The 15,406-nt window shown below is 39.4% G+C and carries 15 protein-coding genes; 12 read left to right on the top strand and 3 right to left on the bottom strand.

Annotation, left to right across the window (positions count from 1 at the left end; all coding sequences use genetic code 11):
• The first annotated feature begins 46 nt into the window (after positions 1–46).
• The 5 genes from MHI18_RS13805 to MHI18_RS13825 are packed head-to-tail and all read left to right on the top strand — an operon-like array spanning position 47 to position 4,821.
• On the top strand, positions 47–1,243 hold the full coding sequence (locus MHI18_RS13805; RefSeq protein ID WP_340848156.1) for an HpcH/HpaI aldolase/citrate lyase family protein: 1,197 nt from the start codon (positions 47–49) through the stop codon (positions 1,241–1,243).
• Positions 1,188–2,648 carry a phosphoribosyltransferase family protein gene (locus tag MHI18_RS13810; protein WP_340848157.1) on the top strand — a complete coding sequence of 487 codons (1,461 nt, stop codon included), beginning with the start codon at positions 1,188–1,190 and terminating at the stop codon, positions 2,646–2,648. The genes MHI18_RS13805 and MHI18_RS13810 overlap by 56 nt, the downstream gene beginning before the upstream one ends.
• A complete protein-coding gene (locus MHI18_RS13815) occupies positions 2,596–3,711 on the top strand; it encodes a cysteine protease StiP family protein (RefSeq protein ID WP_340848158.1) in 1,116 nt (371 codons plus the stop codon). The genes MHI18_RS13810 and MHI18_RS13815 overlap by 53 nt, the downstream gene beginning before the upstream one ends.
• 7 nt (positions 3,712–3,718) lie before the next feature.
• Complete coding sequence (locus MHI18_RS13820; RefSeq protein ID WP_340848159.1) at positions 3,719–4,540, top strand: HAD family hydrolase; 822 nt, start codon at positions 3,719–3,721, stop codon at positions 4,538–4,540.
• A 41-nt stretch (positions 4,541–4,581) separates the two neighbouring features.
• A complete protein-coding gene (locus MHI18_RS13825; protein ID WP_340848160.1) occupies positions 4,582–4,821 on the top strand; it encodes a helix-turn-helix domain-containing protein in 240 nt (79 codons plus the stop codon).
• 58 nt (positions 4,822–4,879) lie between these two features.
• Here MHI18_RS13825 and MHI18_RS13830 read toward each other — a convergent pair whose 3' ends face one another.
• Positions 4,880–6,256 (bottom strand): TerD family protein, encoded by a 1,377-nt coding sequence (locus MHI18_RS13830; protein WP_340848161.1) that lies wholly within the window; start codon positions 6,254–6,256, stop codon positions 4,880–4,882.
• Between the two features lie 371 nt (positions 6,257–6,627).
• Between MHI18_RS13830 and MHI18_RS13835 the strand changes: the two genes are divergently transcribed.
• From MHI18_RS13835 to MHI18_RS13865, 7 genes are all read left to right on the top strand, one after another.
• Positions 6,628–7,842, top strand: a complete 1,215-nt coding sequence (locus MHI18_RS13835) for an ammonium transporter (protein WP_340848162.1) — start codon at positions 6,628–6,630, stop codon at positions 7,840–7,842.
• 18 nt (positions 7,843–7,860) lie between these two features.
• Complete coding sequence (locus MHI18_RS13840) at positions 7,861–8,226, top strand: P-II family nitrogen regulator (RefSeq protein WP_340848164.1); 366 nt, start codon at positions 7,861–7,863, stop codon at positions 8,224–8,226.
• Between the two features lie 22 nt (positions 8,227–8,248).
• Positions 8,249–8,410, top strand: a complete 162-nt coding sequence (locus MHI18_RS13845; protein WP_161629125.1) for a hypothetical protein — start codon at positions 8,249–8,251, stop codon at positions 8,408–8,410.
• 253 nt (positions 8,411–8,663) lie between these two features.
• A complete protein-coding gene (locus tag MHI18_RS13850; RefSeq protein ID WP_340848167.1) occupies positions 8,664–9,314 on the top strand; it encodes a LytTR family DNA-binding domain-containing protein in 651 nt (216 codons plus the stop codon).
• A 130-nt stretch (positions 9,315–9,444) separates the two neighbouring features.
• A complete protein-coding gene (locus tag MHI18_RS13855; RefSeq protein WP_340848169.1) occupies positions 9,445–10,977 on the top strand; it encodes an acetyl-CoA hydrolase/transferase family protein in 1,533 nt (510 codons plus the stop codon).
• Positions 10,978–11,092: 115 nt separating this feature from the next.
• Complete coding sequence (locus MHI18_RS13860; protein WP_340848171.1) at positions 11,093–11,665, top strand: TetR/AcrR family transcriptional regulator; 573 nt, start codon at positions 11,093–11,095, stop codon at positions 11,663–11,665.
• Positions 11,666–11,721: 56 nt separating this feature from the next.
• The gene (locus MHI18_RS13865) at positions 11,722–12,657 is read left to right on the top strand and encodes an SDR family NAD(P)-dependent oxidoreductase (RefSeq protein WP_340848172.1); all 936 of its coding nucleotides are present in this window, start codon (positions 11,722–11,724) and stop codon (positions 12,655–12,657) included.
• A gap of 435 nt (positions 12,658–13,092) precedes the next feature.
• Here the strand turns inward: MHI18_RS13865 and MHI18_RS13870 are convergent, their stop codons facing one another.
• Both MHI18_RS13870 and MHI18_RS13875 read right to left on the bottom strand, forming a co-directional pair.
• Positions 13,093–13,746 (bottom strand): carboxymuconolactone decarboxylase family protein, encoded by a 654-nt coding sequence (locus MHI18_RS13870; RefSeq protein ID WP_340848173.1) that lies wholly within the window; start codon positions 13,744–13,746, stop codon positions 13,093–13,095.
• 22 nt (positions 13,747–13,768) lie between these two features.
• On the bottom strand, positions 13,769–15,187 hold the full coding sequence (locus MHI18_RS13875) for an NAD-dependent succinate-semialdehyde dehydrogenase (RefSeq protein WP_340848175.1): 1,419 nt from the start codon (positions 15,185–15,187) through the stop codon (positions 13,769–13,771).
• Positions 15,188–15,406 lie beyond the last annotated feature (219 nt).

Consider the following 15,406-nt stretch of genomic DNA (forward strand, 5'->3'; position numbering starts at 1 on the left):
TCCAGTTGCAGTCGCGTGTGTGTCAAAGAGTAAAGGAGATTAATTTATGAGGCATTTTAATTACTTAACCGAGGAAAGTGTTGAAAATATTTTTTATCGGGAACCGATGAATTTTACGAAAGAAAGTCCGAAAGATCTGTTGGCATTATCACTGGGTGCTTCCTTGTATATGCCTGGAACGAGAGCTGCAATTTGTTCTGATATCCTTTCACAAAAACATGCAGGTCTAGTCTCTATGGTCTTAGATCTTGAAGATGCGGTAAGTGATAAAGAGGTTGATCTTGCAGAAAAAAATGTCATAACACAGCTTCATCAACTTTCCGATAGTATTAATTTGGGGATATGTAAAAATGAAGAGATTCCATTGATTTTCATTCGAGTGCGGAGCCATGTTCAGATGAAGAGTGTGGCAGCAAAACTAGGTAAGGCCATAAGTGTGTTAACTGGTTTTGTTTTTCCAAAATTCACGCATAAAAATGGTGTGGACTATTTAGATGCTCTTCACGAAATCAATCAGAAATACTCTATTCATCTTTATGGAATGCCCATTTTAGAATCACCCGAAGTGATTTATAAAGAATCGAGAATGACGGAGTTAATGAGTATTAAAAAGCTTCTTGATGAAAACTTTGCTCTCATTTTAAATGTCCGAATGGGTGCGACCGATTTCTGTGGACTGTTTGGAATCCGCAGGAGCAGCGATTACACGATTTATGATATTTCGGTCGTCAGGGATTGTATCGCTGATATGGTCAATGTTTTTGGCCGTAGTGAGAAAGAGTATATCGTATCCGGTCCAGTATGGGAGTACTTTTATAAGAGTGAGCGTGTCATGAAACCTCAATTAAGAGAAACCCCTTTTGAAAATATATTGGGCAAAGAAGGATTGGCTATTCGGAAAGAAATGATTAATCAATACCTGGATGGACTCATTAAAGAAGTAATGATGGATAAGAATAATGGCCTAATGGGAAAAACGATTATTCATCCGACCCATATAAAACCTGTGCATGCATTTAGTGTGGTTTCTTATGAAGAATACATGGATGCGGTTAGTATTTTAGAGAGTATGGAAAGTGAAGGCGGCGTGTTGAAAAGCCACTTTTCTAACAAAATGAACGAAATGAAGCCTCATTATAATTGGGCGAAAAAAATTCTAAATAAGGCGAAAGTATACGGGGTGTTCCATGAACAGAACTCATACATTGATTTACTCACAGAACAAGAACTTAGCTACATTTAATATTTTAGACGCTTTATCTGTTGACGTCCAAGTGAAAGAAAATGTGTATAACCTTCCACTCGATTTTCTTTTCGGAATGGCTGCACGGAAAAATAAAAAACGAGGCTTCCTATTTGTCAGCAAGATTCTCGGTAAGCATATACCCGTTGCACCTGTGACTTCTTTATTAAGCGGCGCTTTGCTTGCTATCCGTTTAATTGAAGATCTGTATAAGCAGCAAGTACCTAAACGTGATGAGATCATTGAGGCACTGTTAACTGGGAATGGTGAACAGGAATTATACCAGGAACTAATGACAAGTCCATTTGAACTGCCCGAGGAAACCCTATTTATCGGATTTGCAGAGACGGCTACTTCTTTAGGCCAAAGTGTCTTTGATTTATTCGATAACGCAGCTTATATACATACAACTAGAGAACAAGTGCAGGGCGTGGAGTCGGTCGTTAAGTTTGAGGAAGAACATTCTCATGCGACTGCTCAACGTTGTTTTGGGAAAGAAGAACTGTTCAAAAAAAGCGGCCCCATCGTTCTTGTTGACGATGAGATTACGACTGGGAAAACGGCTATTAACATTATCGAAGCTATTCATCGGGAATACCCTCGTGACGAATATATGGTCGTCTCGTTATTAGACTGGCGATCAGAGGAAGATAAAAAAAGATATCGTGAACTTGAGCAAAGACTAGGGATCACGGTCAAGACAGTAACGTTATTAGCTGGGGAGATTACAGTAGAAGGAACGCCTGTTGAAGAAGAGGGTGCCTATGAATATAGTCGTCCATCTGAGGCTGTCTGTGCAGTTGTAGAGAAAATTCATTTGAATCAATTTAATCAGTTTAAACGAATGAAAGATTTGGAGCTCTCCTCGATTTCTAGTAATGGCGATGTTAACCATGTGCCTTATTCAGCTATGACAGGCCGCTTTAATGGCATAGCTTCAGATGACAGGACTGATATTGACTATTATGCCCGTAATGTTGGGGAAGCATTAGGGAAAACGCGTTCTGGTGGCAGGGCTCTATGTCTTGGTACCGGAGAGTTTATGTACTTACCAATGAAAATCGCAGCCTTTATGGGAGAAAATATTTATTTTCAATCAACGACGAGAAGCCCTATTCATCGTGTTGATCAAGAAGGATATGCGGTAAGAAGTGGTTTTTCTTTCTCTTGTCCGGATGACGATCAGATAACGAATTACTTTTATAATATAGAATATGGCAGCTATGATGATATTTATTTATGTATAGAACGCATTGTTCCGGATGAGCAATTATCATCACTGCTTGAAGCTTTACAGGAGGTTGGAGCTAAACGAATATTTGTTGTTATCATGAACGAGGGGGATATGTTCAATGACGGTCAAAAACAATTATCAGCTAACGCCTATGGGAAGTTACCCGGCTGACGATGTAACATTTCTTTTAAAAGACTTAAGTGATGTAATGGAAGAAAGAGGAACAGAAGATCGGGAAGAAGCAATCCAATCAGGTGTTCATTATTCTGAAATGCTTCCAATAGAATATAAACCAACGTCTGAGTATATGGAAGTTTATCGTCATTCATTAGAAGAATATGCCGGTAAGCTAGCGATTGCAGTTGGTGTAGTTGCTGAAGAAATTGTGAGTAAAAAGGGTAAAGATATAGTCCTTGTTTCTCTGGCTAGAGCGGGAACACCAATCGGCATTTTAATTAAGAAGTATTTATCATTCGCATTTGAAATGAATGTCCCTCACTTTAGTGTATCGATTATTCGTGGTAAAGGGATTGATGAACAGGCGATGCGCTATATACTGGAAAATCATCCTGATAAAGAAATTCAATTTATTGATGGCTGGACCGGTAAGGGGGCTATCACTCATGAATTGACTAAAGCATGTAAACAGTTAAATGAGAAGTATGGTGTTACAGTAGATGATAGTCTTGCTGTATTGGCAGATCCGGGATATTGTGTGGATATCTACGGAACCCGGGAGGACTTTTTAATACCAAGTGCTTGTCTAAACTCGACAGTATCTGGTCTTGTGAGCCGAACTGTCCATAACACCAAGTTCATTAAACCTGATGATTTCCATGGTGCTAAGTATTATCAGCATCTCGAAGGGGAAGACGTTTCTAATGACTTTATACAGCGAGTGACCTCGGAATTTCCTAAAGTAGAACAAGGGATTCAGGAACAGCTTAACAAAATAAGAATTGAACATACTGAGCCTAGCTGGATTGGAATGGAAAATATTAAACAAATACAACATGAATTTTCAATTCCTGACATCAATCATATTAAGCCTGGAGTTGGAGAAACGACTAGAGTTTTGCTCCGAAGGGTTCCTTGGAAAATTCTTGTCCAAGATAAAAATGATCCACGCCTAAAACATATAATGCTATTAGCTAAGGACCGCTCTGTACCTATTGAAGAATATAAGAATATGTCTTATACTTGCTGCGGATTAATTAAGACAATAAGGAGCTAAACGACATATGATATTTGCCAGCGATCTAGATCAAACAATGATCTATTCAAAACGAGCTTTTCGGCTAAAAGAAGGAACCATTGAACCTCCTATTCGTTTAATCGAAACCTATGAAGGCCGTGAAATTTCGTTTATGACTAGTGCGGCAATTGAATTGCTAAAAGAAGTACATGAAAAAATGACTTTTTTACCAGTAACGACCCGTACTATTAAACAATTTCAACGAATTACGTTGTTTCAAGAAGAAATTATTCCTGATATGGCCGTGACGAGTAACGGCGGGAATATTCTTGTAAAAGGCCAAGCAGATCAGGACTGGCAGCGATTAATTAGACGCAAGATGAAAGAAAGCTCTATGTCACCGGAAGACTTGAAAATGCAGTTTAGTGAACTTGCTCATGATAACTGGATTCTTTCGGAGCGTACTGCTGATGAGTTATTTCATTATTATATAATTGATCAGGCAGCGGCACCGCTTGATGAGTTGAAGGATTTTGAGAAAGCAGCAGCAGAAGCAGGATGGAAAATGTCTCTTCAAGGACGGAAGCTCTACTTTGTGCCGATGCCAGTGAATAAATGGGATGCTGTTGCGCATATTAAAGAGAAAATGGGGAAAACGTTTGTTGCTGCGGCTGGAGATTCTCTTCTTGATTTATGTATGCTTGAGGTTGCGGACCTTCCTATTGCCCCTCTGCACGGAGAGTTAAATGAGGCTGCACTTGGCAACACTATACTACGAACTGAGAACCGTGGTCTGCTGGCTGCAGAAGATATCCTAAAGCAGGTGTTAGCGGCTTATGAGAAGAATAAAAAAATATGCGCATCGTAATCATTTATTGATAAACTATATTACAGAGGAAGGTGACTTCTGTGATTAATTTATTTAAACAACAGCCTAACTTAGATGATAAAAATATACTTAGTTCAAGCGATGCTTGTTCAGAATGGGGAATAGAAGCTTCTACGCTGCGTAAGCGTATTGGTGATTTTCCCTATGGAACGATTCGTAAATTCGGCACATCCTGGGTCGTCACCAGAGAAGGGATGTATGCGGTATTCGGAGAAAAACGAATTAATAGAAGTTATTTTAGCTGGAAAAAAAGAGAGTAAGTAGAAAAAAGATTGTAGAGGATTCCTCTACAATCTTTTTTTTAAGTCTTAAAGAGTATCAAGAAAGAAATTCATCAGGATTTAATCCTAATTCAAAGCAAATCTCTCTAACTACGCGTTGTTCATTAGGATCAAAATTACCGTCTGCGTAACCAATTGCAATACAATAGCGGGCTACGAGGCGCGCAACTTCAGGTTTAGATTTAATTCTTCCTAGTGCTTTAAAAGCGTCTGCTCGTCCAATAATTTGATCTCTTTCAATCTTCTGTACAAAAAGATTAAATTGAGAAAGGACTTTCTGGTTATCGAAGACGCGTAATTCTTCACTTTGAGTGACAAATTCAGTCATCTTTTGGCGTTCAGAAGCGTCAAGTTGTCCATCAGCCATTGCCACTAATGCGCATGCGGCAACAACAGCATCCATAGTATCTTGACTCTTGAAACGGGTAAAGACTTCCTGGGCTTTTCGTTTTTGCTGCACAGCCCATTCTGTATAATCTGTTTGAGATGGAGACCACTTATTTCCACAGCTATTGCACGAGAAATTGATTTTCCCTTTTCCAATAAAACCACCTAATAATCCGACAGGTCCAAGAATTAACCCGCCAACTGCTGCTTTTCCCAAACCAAACCCTTTTTTCCCTGTAGTAACGTTAGTAGATTGGCAGCGGGTACAGCGAATTTCATCACCGCCATATGTACCTGTTGCACCTTGAGTGTTCGTTAACGTTTGAGGAGGACCTGAATTAAACGCGGCAGGCGGGTTATAATTCTGGCTAGGCTGTTGGAAGTTCGAATGCTGTTGAGTTGGCTGCTGATAATTCTGCTGCTGAATTGGAGGAGGTGTTGGTGCTGGTGCATCATCAACCGTCACACCGAAATTGCGGCATAAGGCATTGAGGCCTCCTTGGAATCCACTAGCGATAGCATTAAATTTCCATTCGCCATTATGACGATAGAGTTCAGCAGCTACGATGGCTGTTTCAACAGTGAAGTCTTGTCCAAGATTAAATCGAATGAGTTCTTCGTTTGTTTCCGCATTGACTACTCTGACATAAGCATTAGACACTTGTCCGAAATTTTGATTTTTTAAATGTGCATCATGAATAGTAATGGAAAAGGCTATTCGCTGAATTTGGGCTGGTACTTGTCCAACATTTATTCGAATTTGTTCGTCATCATCAGCCCCTGCGCCTGTACGATTATCTCCGCTGTACTGGATGGATCCATTTCCGCCAGAGGGATTGTTATAGAATACAAAGTCAAGGTCACTTTGCACTTTTCCATCAACACCTGTTAAGAAAGCGGATGCATCTAGATCATAACTACCACCAAACTGATTAACATCCCATCCTAGTCCTACAATTACACTTTGTAATCCTGGATGTGACTTGGTAAGGTCTACTTTTTGACCTTTGCTAAGGGTAACCCCCATAAATATTCACTCCTTACTAAATTTTAATAGGAATTTAGATCCACTTGCAGGTAACAAACGTAAGTGGATTAAATCCTGCTGTTACCTTTATTGTACCTGATTTTCAGGTCCTTGTAATTTATTTGTACTAGCAAATTTCTTTTGCAGCCAAGCGGTTGTAGTTCGCCAATCTAACATAAATGACAGCTCCGTTATAGTAGGTTATACAATGGGGAATTACGATACTTTATCACTAGTTATGTTAGGTTATCTTACTAATAAATAAAATATTCTAAAAATTCGTTGATTTTTTAGTCCTTTCGGTATATGATAATAAACATCACATATTAATGTTATATAAACTAACATAAAGAAAAGAGGGGGATGGGTTTATGCAAGCAGCAGATACGGTATTTATGTTTTTGGCAACAATGATGGTTTGGATTATGACACCAGGAATTGCACTTTTTTATGGGGGAATGGTAAAAAGTAAAAATGTCTTGAATACGGCTATGCATAGTTTTATGCCGATGGCGGTGATATCAATTCTGTGGGTGCTTGTGGGATACTCCTTATCTTTTTCACCGGGCAACTCATTTATTGGAGGATTTGAATGGATGGGTCTTAATAATGTAGGGTTTGAACCAGGACCTTATAGTGAGACAATTCCACATAATTTATTCATGTTATTTCAAATGACTTTTGCGGTTTTAACAGTTTCCATTATTGCAGGCGGAATCGCTGAACGTATGAAGTTTTCAGCATTCTTACTTTTCACAATCTTATGGTCGTTAATTGTTTATGCTCCAATTGCTCACTGGGTTTGGGGAGGCGGCTGGTTAGCTCAACTGGGTGCTTTAGATTTTGCGGGAGGAAACGTCGTTCATATTTCTTCTGGTGTAGCAGGTCTTGTATTAGCGATCATGCTTGGGAAACGGAAAGGTAAATCGGAAAGTGCGCCGCATAATCTGCCTTTAACATTTCTTGGAGCAGCGCTAATCTGGTTTGGGTGGTATGGATTTAACGTTGGAAGTGCTCTTTCTATTAATGAAGTCGCTATGAATGTTTTTGTGAATACAGCGGTCGCAGCAGCAGCCGGTATCATTGGATGGTTGTTAGTTGAATATATTGTAAACAAAAAGCCAACGATGTTAGGTGCACTATCTGGGGCAATTGCGGGTCTTGTAGCGATAACGCCAGCATGTGGATTCGTAACCACACCATCATCCATTCTAATTGGAGGTATCGGTGGGGCGGTTTGTTTCTGGGGCGTTTCCTATCTGAAAAGCAAGCTTGGTTATGACGATGCATTAGATGCTTTTGGTCTGCATGGAATCGGCGGAACATGGGGCGGTATCGCTACAGGTTTGTTCGCTACAACTAAAGTAAATGAAGCAGGAGCAGATGGCTTATTTGCAGGAGATTTCAATTTACTTTGGAAACAGCTCGTTGCTATTATTGCTACTTATATTTTCGTAGCTGTACTAACCTTTGTTATTGCTAAGCTGGTTGGTTTTGTAACCTCTCTACGGGTTAACGAAGAAGATGAAACAATGGGCTTAGATTTAACGCTTCATGGTGAAAAAGCATATCACGAATCATTATAGACGATAAGGGGTGTTCGTATGGGAGAGCTACTAACGAAAATTGAGATTATCACAAAAACAGATAAGTTTGATGCCTTTAAACAAGAAATGGCGAAAATAGGCGTTAGTGGAATTACCGTTTCAAATGTTTTAGGTACAGGGCTGCAAAAAGGATATGTTGAGACTTATAGAGGTGTCAAACGTGAAATTACTCTACACGATCGGCTTAAAATAGAAATTGTTGTCTGTGAGGTACCTGTTGCTGACGTGGTGAGTATTGCCAGTAAACTATTCAAAACAGGAAAACCAGGAGACGGCAAAATCTTTATTTATGAATTAGGCAATGTAATAAATATCAGAACGGGTTCAGAAGGGCATGCTGCACTTAAAAATGAACCTGTATAAAGGAAGAGGAGGAAAATAAAAAATGGGAAAGTTGGCACAAATGGTGTGGGCAAAAAAGGAAGAAATCATTAACGTATTGATTTTGGAGAATGTCTATCAGCCGGCCGACCGAACTTTTTTATCTAACCTTCCATTGGCAAATCTAGAAAAATTGCAAAGTGAAAAGGAAAATAAAATTAAATAGACATCATAAAAACCGCTTTCCTCTCAGGAAGGTGGTTTTTATTGTTATAGTATAAGGAGGGAATTATTACATATCGAATCAGCATGCTGGATTTAGAGGGTTTTTTCAATATGTAAACATTTTTCTATGTCAAACACAGTCGAAATTATGTAGAATAGTGTTGAGCTTTAGAAATGCGACGTGGTTTTTCCTCTACCGCCCTTTAAAAAGCAGCGAGATATACGAAATTATAAATCAGGGGTGTATTACACAAATGGATCGATTTACAGTTTCTTCTGTTATGAATGTTATCGGGGATTTCTTTCCCAAAGAAACTTCGATTGCGGTTTCTAATGACAGAGAATTTATATATTACCAGCCAAGTAAAAAAGTAGACTTGGGAATTAAGCCAGGAGACAATATAAATGAAGATACTGTTACGTATAAAGCCTTAGCTGCTCAGCAAAAAGTGGCTGAGTTTATTGATAATAATGCATTTGGTACTCCATATTACGGGATGTCAGTACCTATTTTTGAAGGCGTTTTTCCAAAGGGCTGTGTGACAGCGATTATGCCTTCTAAACCATATCTTCTTTCAAGTACGTTCCTTACGATTAAAACAGATGAGTCATGGGTTCCGGTGCCTTTCGAAGAAATTATCTTCTTAGAAGCACAAAACAGAAAAACAAGAATTCAATCAGGAAGAGGAAAAGGTTCGCATAAGTTGAATCTAAGTGAATTAGAACTTATCCTTCCAACTGAACAATTTATCCGCGTTCACCGTTCATATATTGTGAATGTGAATTTTATTGCTGAAATTTTACCTGATTTTCACTCAACCTTCTTACTGATTATGAAAAATCAGACGAAGATACAAGTTAGTCAGACATACGCCAGCCAATTCCGAAGAGCATTAGGATTTTAAAAGTAATTTGTTGTTTATGTATGGAATATTCTTCTTTATCCCTCATTTAAGGCTTTTCAGTCATTTTCGAATGTCTAATTGTGACGAAATTGTTACAATTATAAGAAAAAAGCGAATGGGGGAACGTTATATGAACGAAAGCGTTTTCAATTTAGTACGAAACGAAAATCTTCAAGATAAAATTGTTACTGCTGAAGAAGCAGCTTTGTGGATAGAGCATGACATGACCTTAGGATTAAGCGGATTTACACGTGCTGGTGATGCAAAGGCTATTCCAATGGCTCTTGTTGAGCGTGCCAAACGTGAAAAAAGTCTTTTTAAAGTGAATGTTTTCACGGGGGCTTCTTTAGGCCCTGAAGTTGACCACTTTATGGCTGAAGCTGGAATCATAAATAAACGTCTTCCCTTTCAAGCGGACAGCAGTATGCGAAGTAAAATCAATTCAGGGGATGTAGTGTATATTGATCAGCATCTTTCGCATACGGCTGAATTAATTCGTAATGAAGTTCTCGAGGAAATTGATTTTGCTATTATAGAGGCCTTAGCCATTACCGAAGATGGAATGATTATTCCTACAACTTCTTTAGGAAACTCGGCCATCTTCGCTCAACGTGCAAAAAATATTATTATTGAATTAAACGTTTCACATTCTGGATCTTTAGAAGGAATCCACGATGTGTATTTACCTGCTAAACAAGGTGAACGCGAACCAATCCCATTGACAAAGGTTGATGACCGCATTGGAACCATCGGGATACCTGTAGATATTGAAAAAATAAAAGGGGTTGTCGTCACCTTCCAGCCTGATGCATCATCTACTATTGTTCCTCCTGATGAAGAAACGCAAGAGATTGCAGATCATTTGTTAACGTTACTTCGTGAAGAAATAAAAGCTGGCAGATTGACAGAAAAACTGGCTCCGCTTCAATCAGGAATAGGCTCAGTTGCTAATGCGGTTTTCCATGGTTTTTTAGATTCGGAATTTACCGAGTTAGAAGTGTATTCAGAGGTCTTGCAGGACGCTGTATTTGATTTATTGGATGCTGGAAAGGTAAAATTTGCCTCAGGATGCTCCATTACCTTGTCTGAGGAAAAAGGACATCAGGTTTATCAAAACCTTGATCAATACCGAGATAAGCTCGTCTTGCGGCCGCAGGAAATATCAAATTCTCCTGAAATCATTCGCCGTTTAGGCTTGATTTCAATTAATACAGCAGTTGAATGTGATATTTATGGGAATGTTAATTCCACACATATTTGCGGAACAAAAATGATGAATGGGATTGGCGGCTCTGGTGACTTTGCCCGTAATGCTGGTCTGAGCATTTTTGTGACAAAATCTATCGCCAAGCATGGTGCCGTTTCAAGCATTGTTCCATTTGCCTCACATGTAGACCATACCGAACATGATGTAGATGTAATCATAACAGAACAAGGCTATGCAGATTTGCGCGGGCTTTCGCCTAGAGAGCGGGTTCATGTTATCATTAACAACTGTTCGCATCCCATGTATCGTAAACAACTTCTGGATTATTTTGAAGAAGCACTTGAAAGAGGGGGTCAAACACCGCATGTATTAGAAAAGGCCTTCTCGTGGCATACTAATTTCGCTAAAAATGGAACCATGCTGCAAGAAGAAGGTCAATTGACTGGCAAACACTAATAAGCGGTTGAAAGCTACAGCAGGTGCTGTGGCTTTTTTTATGGATTTATTTGACAATAGTTGGTTTTATATGTAAAGTTTTAATTAACCAATGGTTAATTAAAAGGAGAATAATATGACACCAAGAAAAGTAGTAGAAAATGAATTAACAAGAGAAATAATCTTGGATACAGCAAGAACTCTTTTTGCTGATACGGGCTATCAACATGTATCAATGAGGAAGATCGCAACCGAGTTAGGCTACTCCCATGGTGCACTCTATTATCATTTTCGAAATAAAGCAGAAATTTTTTATGCCATTATCTTAAAAGATTTTGAGTTACTAGACACAGAATTACAGAGTGTTTTCAAAATGAAAGGAACAGATCTTGAAAAAGGGAGACAGGTTTTGCTTAGCTTTATAAAATTCGGTATGGATCATCCAAATCATTATGAATTAATGTTTTTAACGAAAGATAAAGAAGTGAAGAGCTATTTAAAACAAGAACCGAATAAAAGCTATGAACGATTTGCTAAAACGATCCATCAGCTTACTGAGCAGAAGGCAGGTCCTAAAGAGATATGGTTTGTCCTGTTATCCGTTCATGGATTTGTAACAGTCCACAGCCGTAACGATCAAACATATGACGAAGTTAAAGGACTGGCTGAAACACATGTGAATTTGATTTTGAAGGCTGTTTTAGCCTGATTCATCGTTTTGTTTACTATTGACCAGTGGTTAATTAAAGAGCGGGAGATGAGGGAATGAAAAAGGTCATCGTTTTAGGAGCAACCGGAGGTATGGGAAGTGCACTTGTAAATGAACTAGTTGATAAAGGAATCGCTGTAACGGCATTTGCCAGAAATAAGACCAGGTTAGAGAAAATGTTTGGTCACTATGAACAAATACAGATAATTTCCGGGGATGTGTTTAATCTGAAGCAATTAACAGATGCGGTTGAAAATATGGATGTGATTTTTCATGCTGTAAATATTCCATACCAGGAATGGGCGGAGAAGCAACCGCTGTTAATGGCTAATATTTTAAAAGCGGCAAAAAAAACTGGGGCGAAGCTCGCGCTCGTAGATAATATATATGCTTATGGCAGAAGTGAGGGGGCGCCAATAAATGAGCATCACGAAAAAAATCCTCATACGAAGAAAGGGAAAATTCGTTTACGGCTCGAACAAATGGCGAAGGAATCAGAAGTACCCTTATTCATCGCTCATTTTCCAGACTTTTATGGTCCAAATGGGAACAGCCTGCTCAATTACACTTTCGAAAATATGGTGAAAAACAAACGAGCGATGTTCATTGGGAACCAGGAACTTGCAAGGGAATATATCTATATCCCAGATGGAGCAAAGGCAATGGTTGAATTAGCCATGAAAAATCGCTTTGATGGTGGAAACTGGAACATTACTGGATCAGGCGTAATCACTGGGAAGGAAATTATCGAGATTGCAAGAGAGCACCTTGGATACACCAAGCGTGTGTCAACAGCTGGCATAAATGTATTCAGGTTGTTAGGGATCTTCGATAAATTCATGGCGGAATGTAAAGAAATGTTGTATTTAACTGACGAGGCTGTCATTTTGGATGGGAAAAAGTATGAAAAAGCGATGGGGCACTTGCCTAAAACAAGTTATGTACAGGGCATAGAATCTACACTGAAGAGCATCAAAACAAAGTATTCCTAAAAAATTTCAATTCTTTCACTTTCACTGAGTAATTTTATTTGGAATGAAATAACTAGTGGTTTCCCATCAAGATTCGTGAAATACCTCCTTAAATCTGTGCTGAAAAGGAAAGAGTATCATTTTTGAAAAAAACAAACTAAGGAGATATACCCTTGGGGGTAATTTTTGTCTAATGAATGGCCTCAGACGGGAATAGTGGTTCTCTAAACGGGAATATGCCCATCGCAGACGGGATTAACGATGTGCCAGACGGAAATATGCCTATCACAGACGGGAATATCTAGTTTATGTCCATCAAAATAGAAGGAATACCCCCCGGATCTGCACTGAAAAAAGTCTAAGAAGTCTATACTCCCATCGCATAATTTTCCAATCATAGAGATAACCCAAAAAACCCCTCAGAGCAGCATAGCTCTGAGGGGTTTTTCTCTACACTTATTCGCCGTAGCTTTCGATTAAATTGGTTATATGCGCATACGCTCCACCGGCAAGTAAGGCTGCGGTGACAAGGACAGCTTCCGCGAGTTCTTCCTTAGTAGCACCTTGTTTATCCGCATTCTTAGTATGAACATCAATGCAATATGGGCATTGTGTTGCATGAGCGACTGCAACAGCAATAATTTCTTTGAATTTAGCGGTTAAGGTACCTGCTTTCATCGCGGCTGCACTGAATTGAGAATAGGCAGCAAATCCTTCAGGTGCGGCTGCTTTTAATTGATCAAGGTTTTTCAAATTGGATCGATTGTAAAGTGCATCATTTGCATCGGTATCAAGGGCGTTTGACATATGAGTGCTGTGTGTAACCGCACTGCCTGCTTCCAAGCCGGATACAACAAATACGGCTTCAACGAGTTCTTCGAGCGTTGCTCCTTCGGCTTTGGCACTGTTCGTGTGAATATCAATACAATATGGACATTCTGTTACATGAGCAATTGCAACGGCAATAATTTCTTTTTCTTTTCGGCTTAACGCACCTTCTTTTAATACTGTGGAATTGAACTCAGCAAAAGCATGTAGTTGTTCAGGAGCCAAATTCTTAATCCTGTTTAAATGCACTAAATGTTCTTTTTGATATAAGCTCTTAGTCATGATTCATCCTCCTCTTAGGGATTTATAATCCTAGTGAAATATATTTCACTTCCAAGTACTCTTCAATTCCATGATGACCGCCTTCGCGTCCGAGACCGCTTTGTTTGAATCCTCCGAATGGTGCCTGTGGAGTAGAGGGAATTCCATCATTTAAGCCAATAATGCCATATTCAAGAGCTTCAGTCACTCGGATTCCACGGCTGATGTTTTCAGTAAATACATAAGCTGCAAGTCCGTAGATAGAGTTATTTGCACGTTCAATCGCCTCTTCTTCTGTTTTAAAAGAAGCTATAGGAGCAAGGGGTCCGAATGTTTCATCCTTCATACAGAGCATACTATCATCGATATTAGAGATAATGGTCGGCTCGATAAAGAAGCCTCCCTTAGACTTACCGCCAGCTTCAAGTTTTGCACCTTTATTGAGTGCATCATCAATCTGACTCATGACTTTATCAACAGCATCTTGGTTGATAAGCGGTCCAATATCTACGCCCTCATCTAGTCCATTGCCAACCTTAAGTGTACGTACTTGTTTGGTCAATTTCTCAATAAATCCTTCATAAATCGACTCATGGACATACACACGATTTGAGCAGACACAGGTTTGTCCGGCGTTTCTGAACTTCGAACTGATGACTCCTTCTACAGCTTTATCTAGATCTGCATCTTCAAGTACGATAACAGGGGCATGTCCTCCAAGTTCAAGAGAAATTTTCTTAACAGTATCAGCTGAGCCCTTCATTAACTCCTTACCAACTTCAGTAGAACCGGTGAAGGTAAGCTTCCGAACACGGCTGTCTTCTAGCCAAGTATTTCCGATTTCAGAAGATTTGCCTGTTACGATATTGATGACACCTTTTGGAATGCCTGCTTGATCAGCTAGTTCTACCATCTTTAAGGCTGTTAGAGGGGTTAAACCAGCAGGCTTGACAAGAACGGTACATCCGGCTGCAAGTGCAGGTCCCACTTTGCGGGTAATCATGGCCGCTGGGAAATTCCAAGGTGTAATAGCAGCCACAACGCCTACAGGCTGTTTTATAACGAATAAGCGTTTATTCGTTTGAGAAGAAGGGATGGTTTCCCCATAAATGCGTTTGCCTTCTTCCGCATACCAGGATAAAAAACCATTGGCATAAGTCATTTCACCAATTGCTTCCTTTAAAGGTTTACCTTGTTCGAGCGTCATTACACGTGCAATTTCATCTTTATGTTCATTTATTAAGTGATGCCATTTCCAAATAAGGTCTGACCGTTCATAAACAGACAATGCAGACCAGCCTTTTAAGGCTTGGAATGCCGCATCAGCAGCTTTTTTAGCTTCCGCTGTGCCGCCATTTGGAACTGTACCGACAACCTCACCGTTTGCAGGGTTTTTTACTTCGATTTTGTCCAGATTGAAATCAGACCATTCTCCATTTACGTACATTCCATAGTCTTTCATTTAAAAACCTCCAGTCAATCGATTTTATTAGCAAACTGTTCTCCTAAAAGTATAATCAATAATCCAGATTTACTTAAATCTTATGCCTGTGATAATCAAAAATTTAGAAAATAGGGGGATTCCCCCGAAACAATAGGGAGTTTCCCTGATATGGAAGTTAGGAGGCAGCAATTAGAATGAAGATATAGAAAGAAAAGACCGGAGTTATGAAAGAGGGGG

This window comes from Peribacillus sp. FSL H8-0477 (genome assembly GCF_038002765.1).
In the GTDB taxonomy this organism is placed as follows: domain Bacteria; phylum Bacillota; class Bacilli; order Bacillales; family DSM-1321; genus Peribacillus.

What these genes read in the sequence shown, in the direction of transcription:
- MHI18_RS13805 (WP_340848156.1), top strand. Translation starts at nt 47, where the DNA reads ATGAGGCATTTTAATTACTTAACCGAGGAAAGTGTTGAAAATATTTTT.
- MHI18_RS13810 (WP_340848157.1), top strand. Translation starts at nt 1,188, where the DNA reads ATGAACAGAACTCATACATTGATTTACTCACAGAACAAGAACTTAGCT.
- MHI18_RS13815 (WP_340848158.1), top strand. Translation starts at nt 2,596, where the DNA reads ATGACGGTCAAAAACAATTATCAGCTAACGCCTATGGGAAGTTACCCG.
- MHI18_RS13820 (WP_340848159.1), top strand. Translation starts at nt 3,719, where the DNA reads ATGATATTTGCCAGCGATCTAGATCAAACAATGATCTATTCAAAACGA.
- MHI18_RS13830 (WP_340848161.1), bottom strand. Translation starts at nt 6,256, where the DNA reads ATGGGGGTTACCCTTAGCAAAGGTCAAAAAGTAGACCTTACCAAGTCA.
- MHI18_RS13835 (WP_340848162.1), top strand. Translation starts at nt 6,628, where the DNA reads ATGCAAGCAGCAGATACGGTATTTATGTTTTTGGCAACAATGATGGTT.
- MHI18_RS13840 (WP_340848164.1), top strand. Translation starts at nt 7,861, where the DNA reads ATGGGAGAGCTACTAACGAAAATTGAGATTATCACAAAAACAGATAAG.
- MHI18_RS13845 (WP_161629125.1), top strand. Translation starts at nt 8,249, where the DNA reads ATGGGAAAGTTGGCACAAATGGTGTGGGCAAAAAAGGAAGAAATCATT.
- MHI18_RS13850 (WP_340848167.1), top strand. Translation starts at nt 8,664, where the DNA reads ATGGATCGATTTACAGTTTCTTCTGTTATGAATGTTATCGGGGATTTC.
- MHI18_RS13855 (WP_340848169.1), top strand. Translation starts at nt 9,445, where the DNA reads ATGAACGAAAGCGTTTTCAATTTAGTACGAAACGAAAATCTTCAAGAT.
- MHI18_RS13860 (WP_340848171.1), top strand. Translation starts at nt 11,093, where the DNA reads ATGACACCAAGAAAAGTAGTAGAAAATGAATTAACAAGAGAAATAATC.
- MHI18_RS13865 (WP_340848172.1), top strand. Translation starts at nt 11,722, where the DNA reads ATGAAAAAGGTCATCGTTTTAGGAGCAACCGGAGGTATGGGAAGTGCA.
- MHI18_RS13870 (WP_340848173.1), bottom strand. Translation starts at nt 13,746, where the DNA reads ATGACTAAGAGCTTATATCAAAAAGAACATTTAGTGCATTTAAACAGG.
- MHI18_RS13875 (WP_340848175.1), bottom strand. Translation starts at nt 15,187, where the DNA reads ATGAAAGACTATGGAATGTACGTAAATGGAGAATGGTCTGATTTCAAT.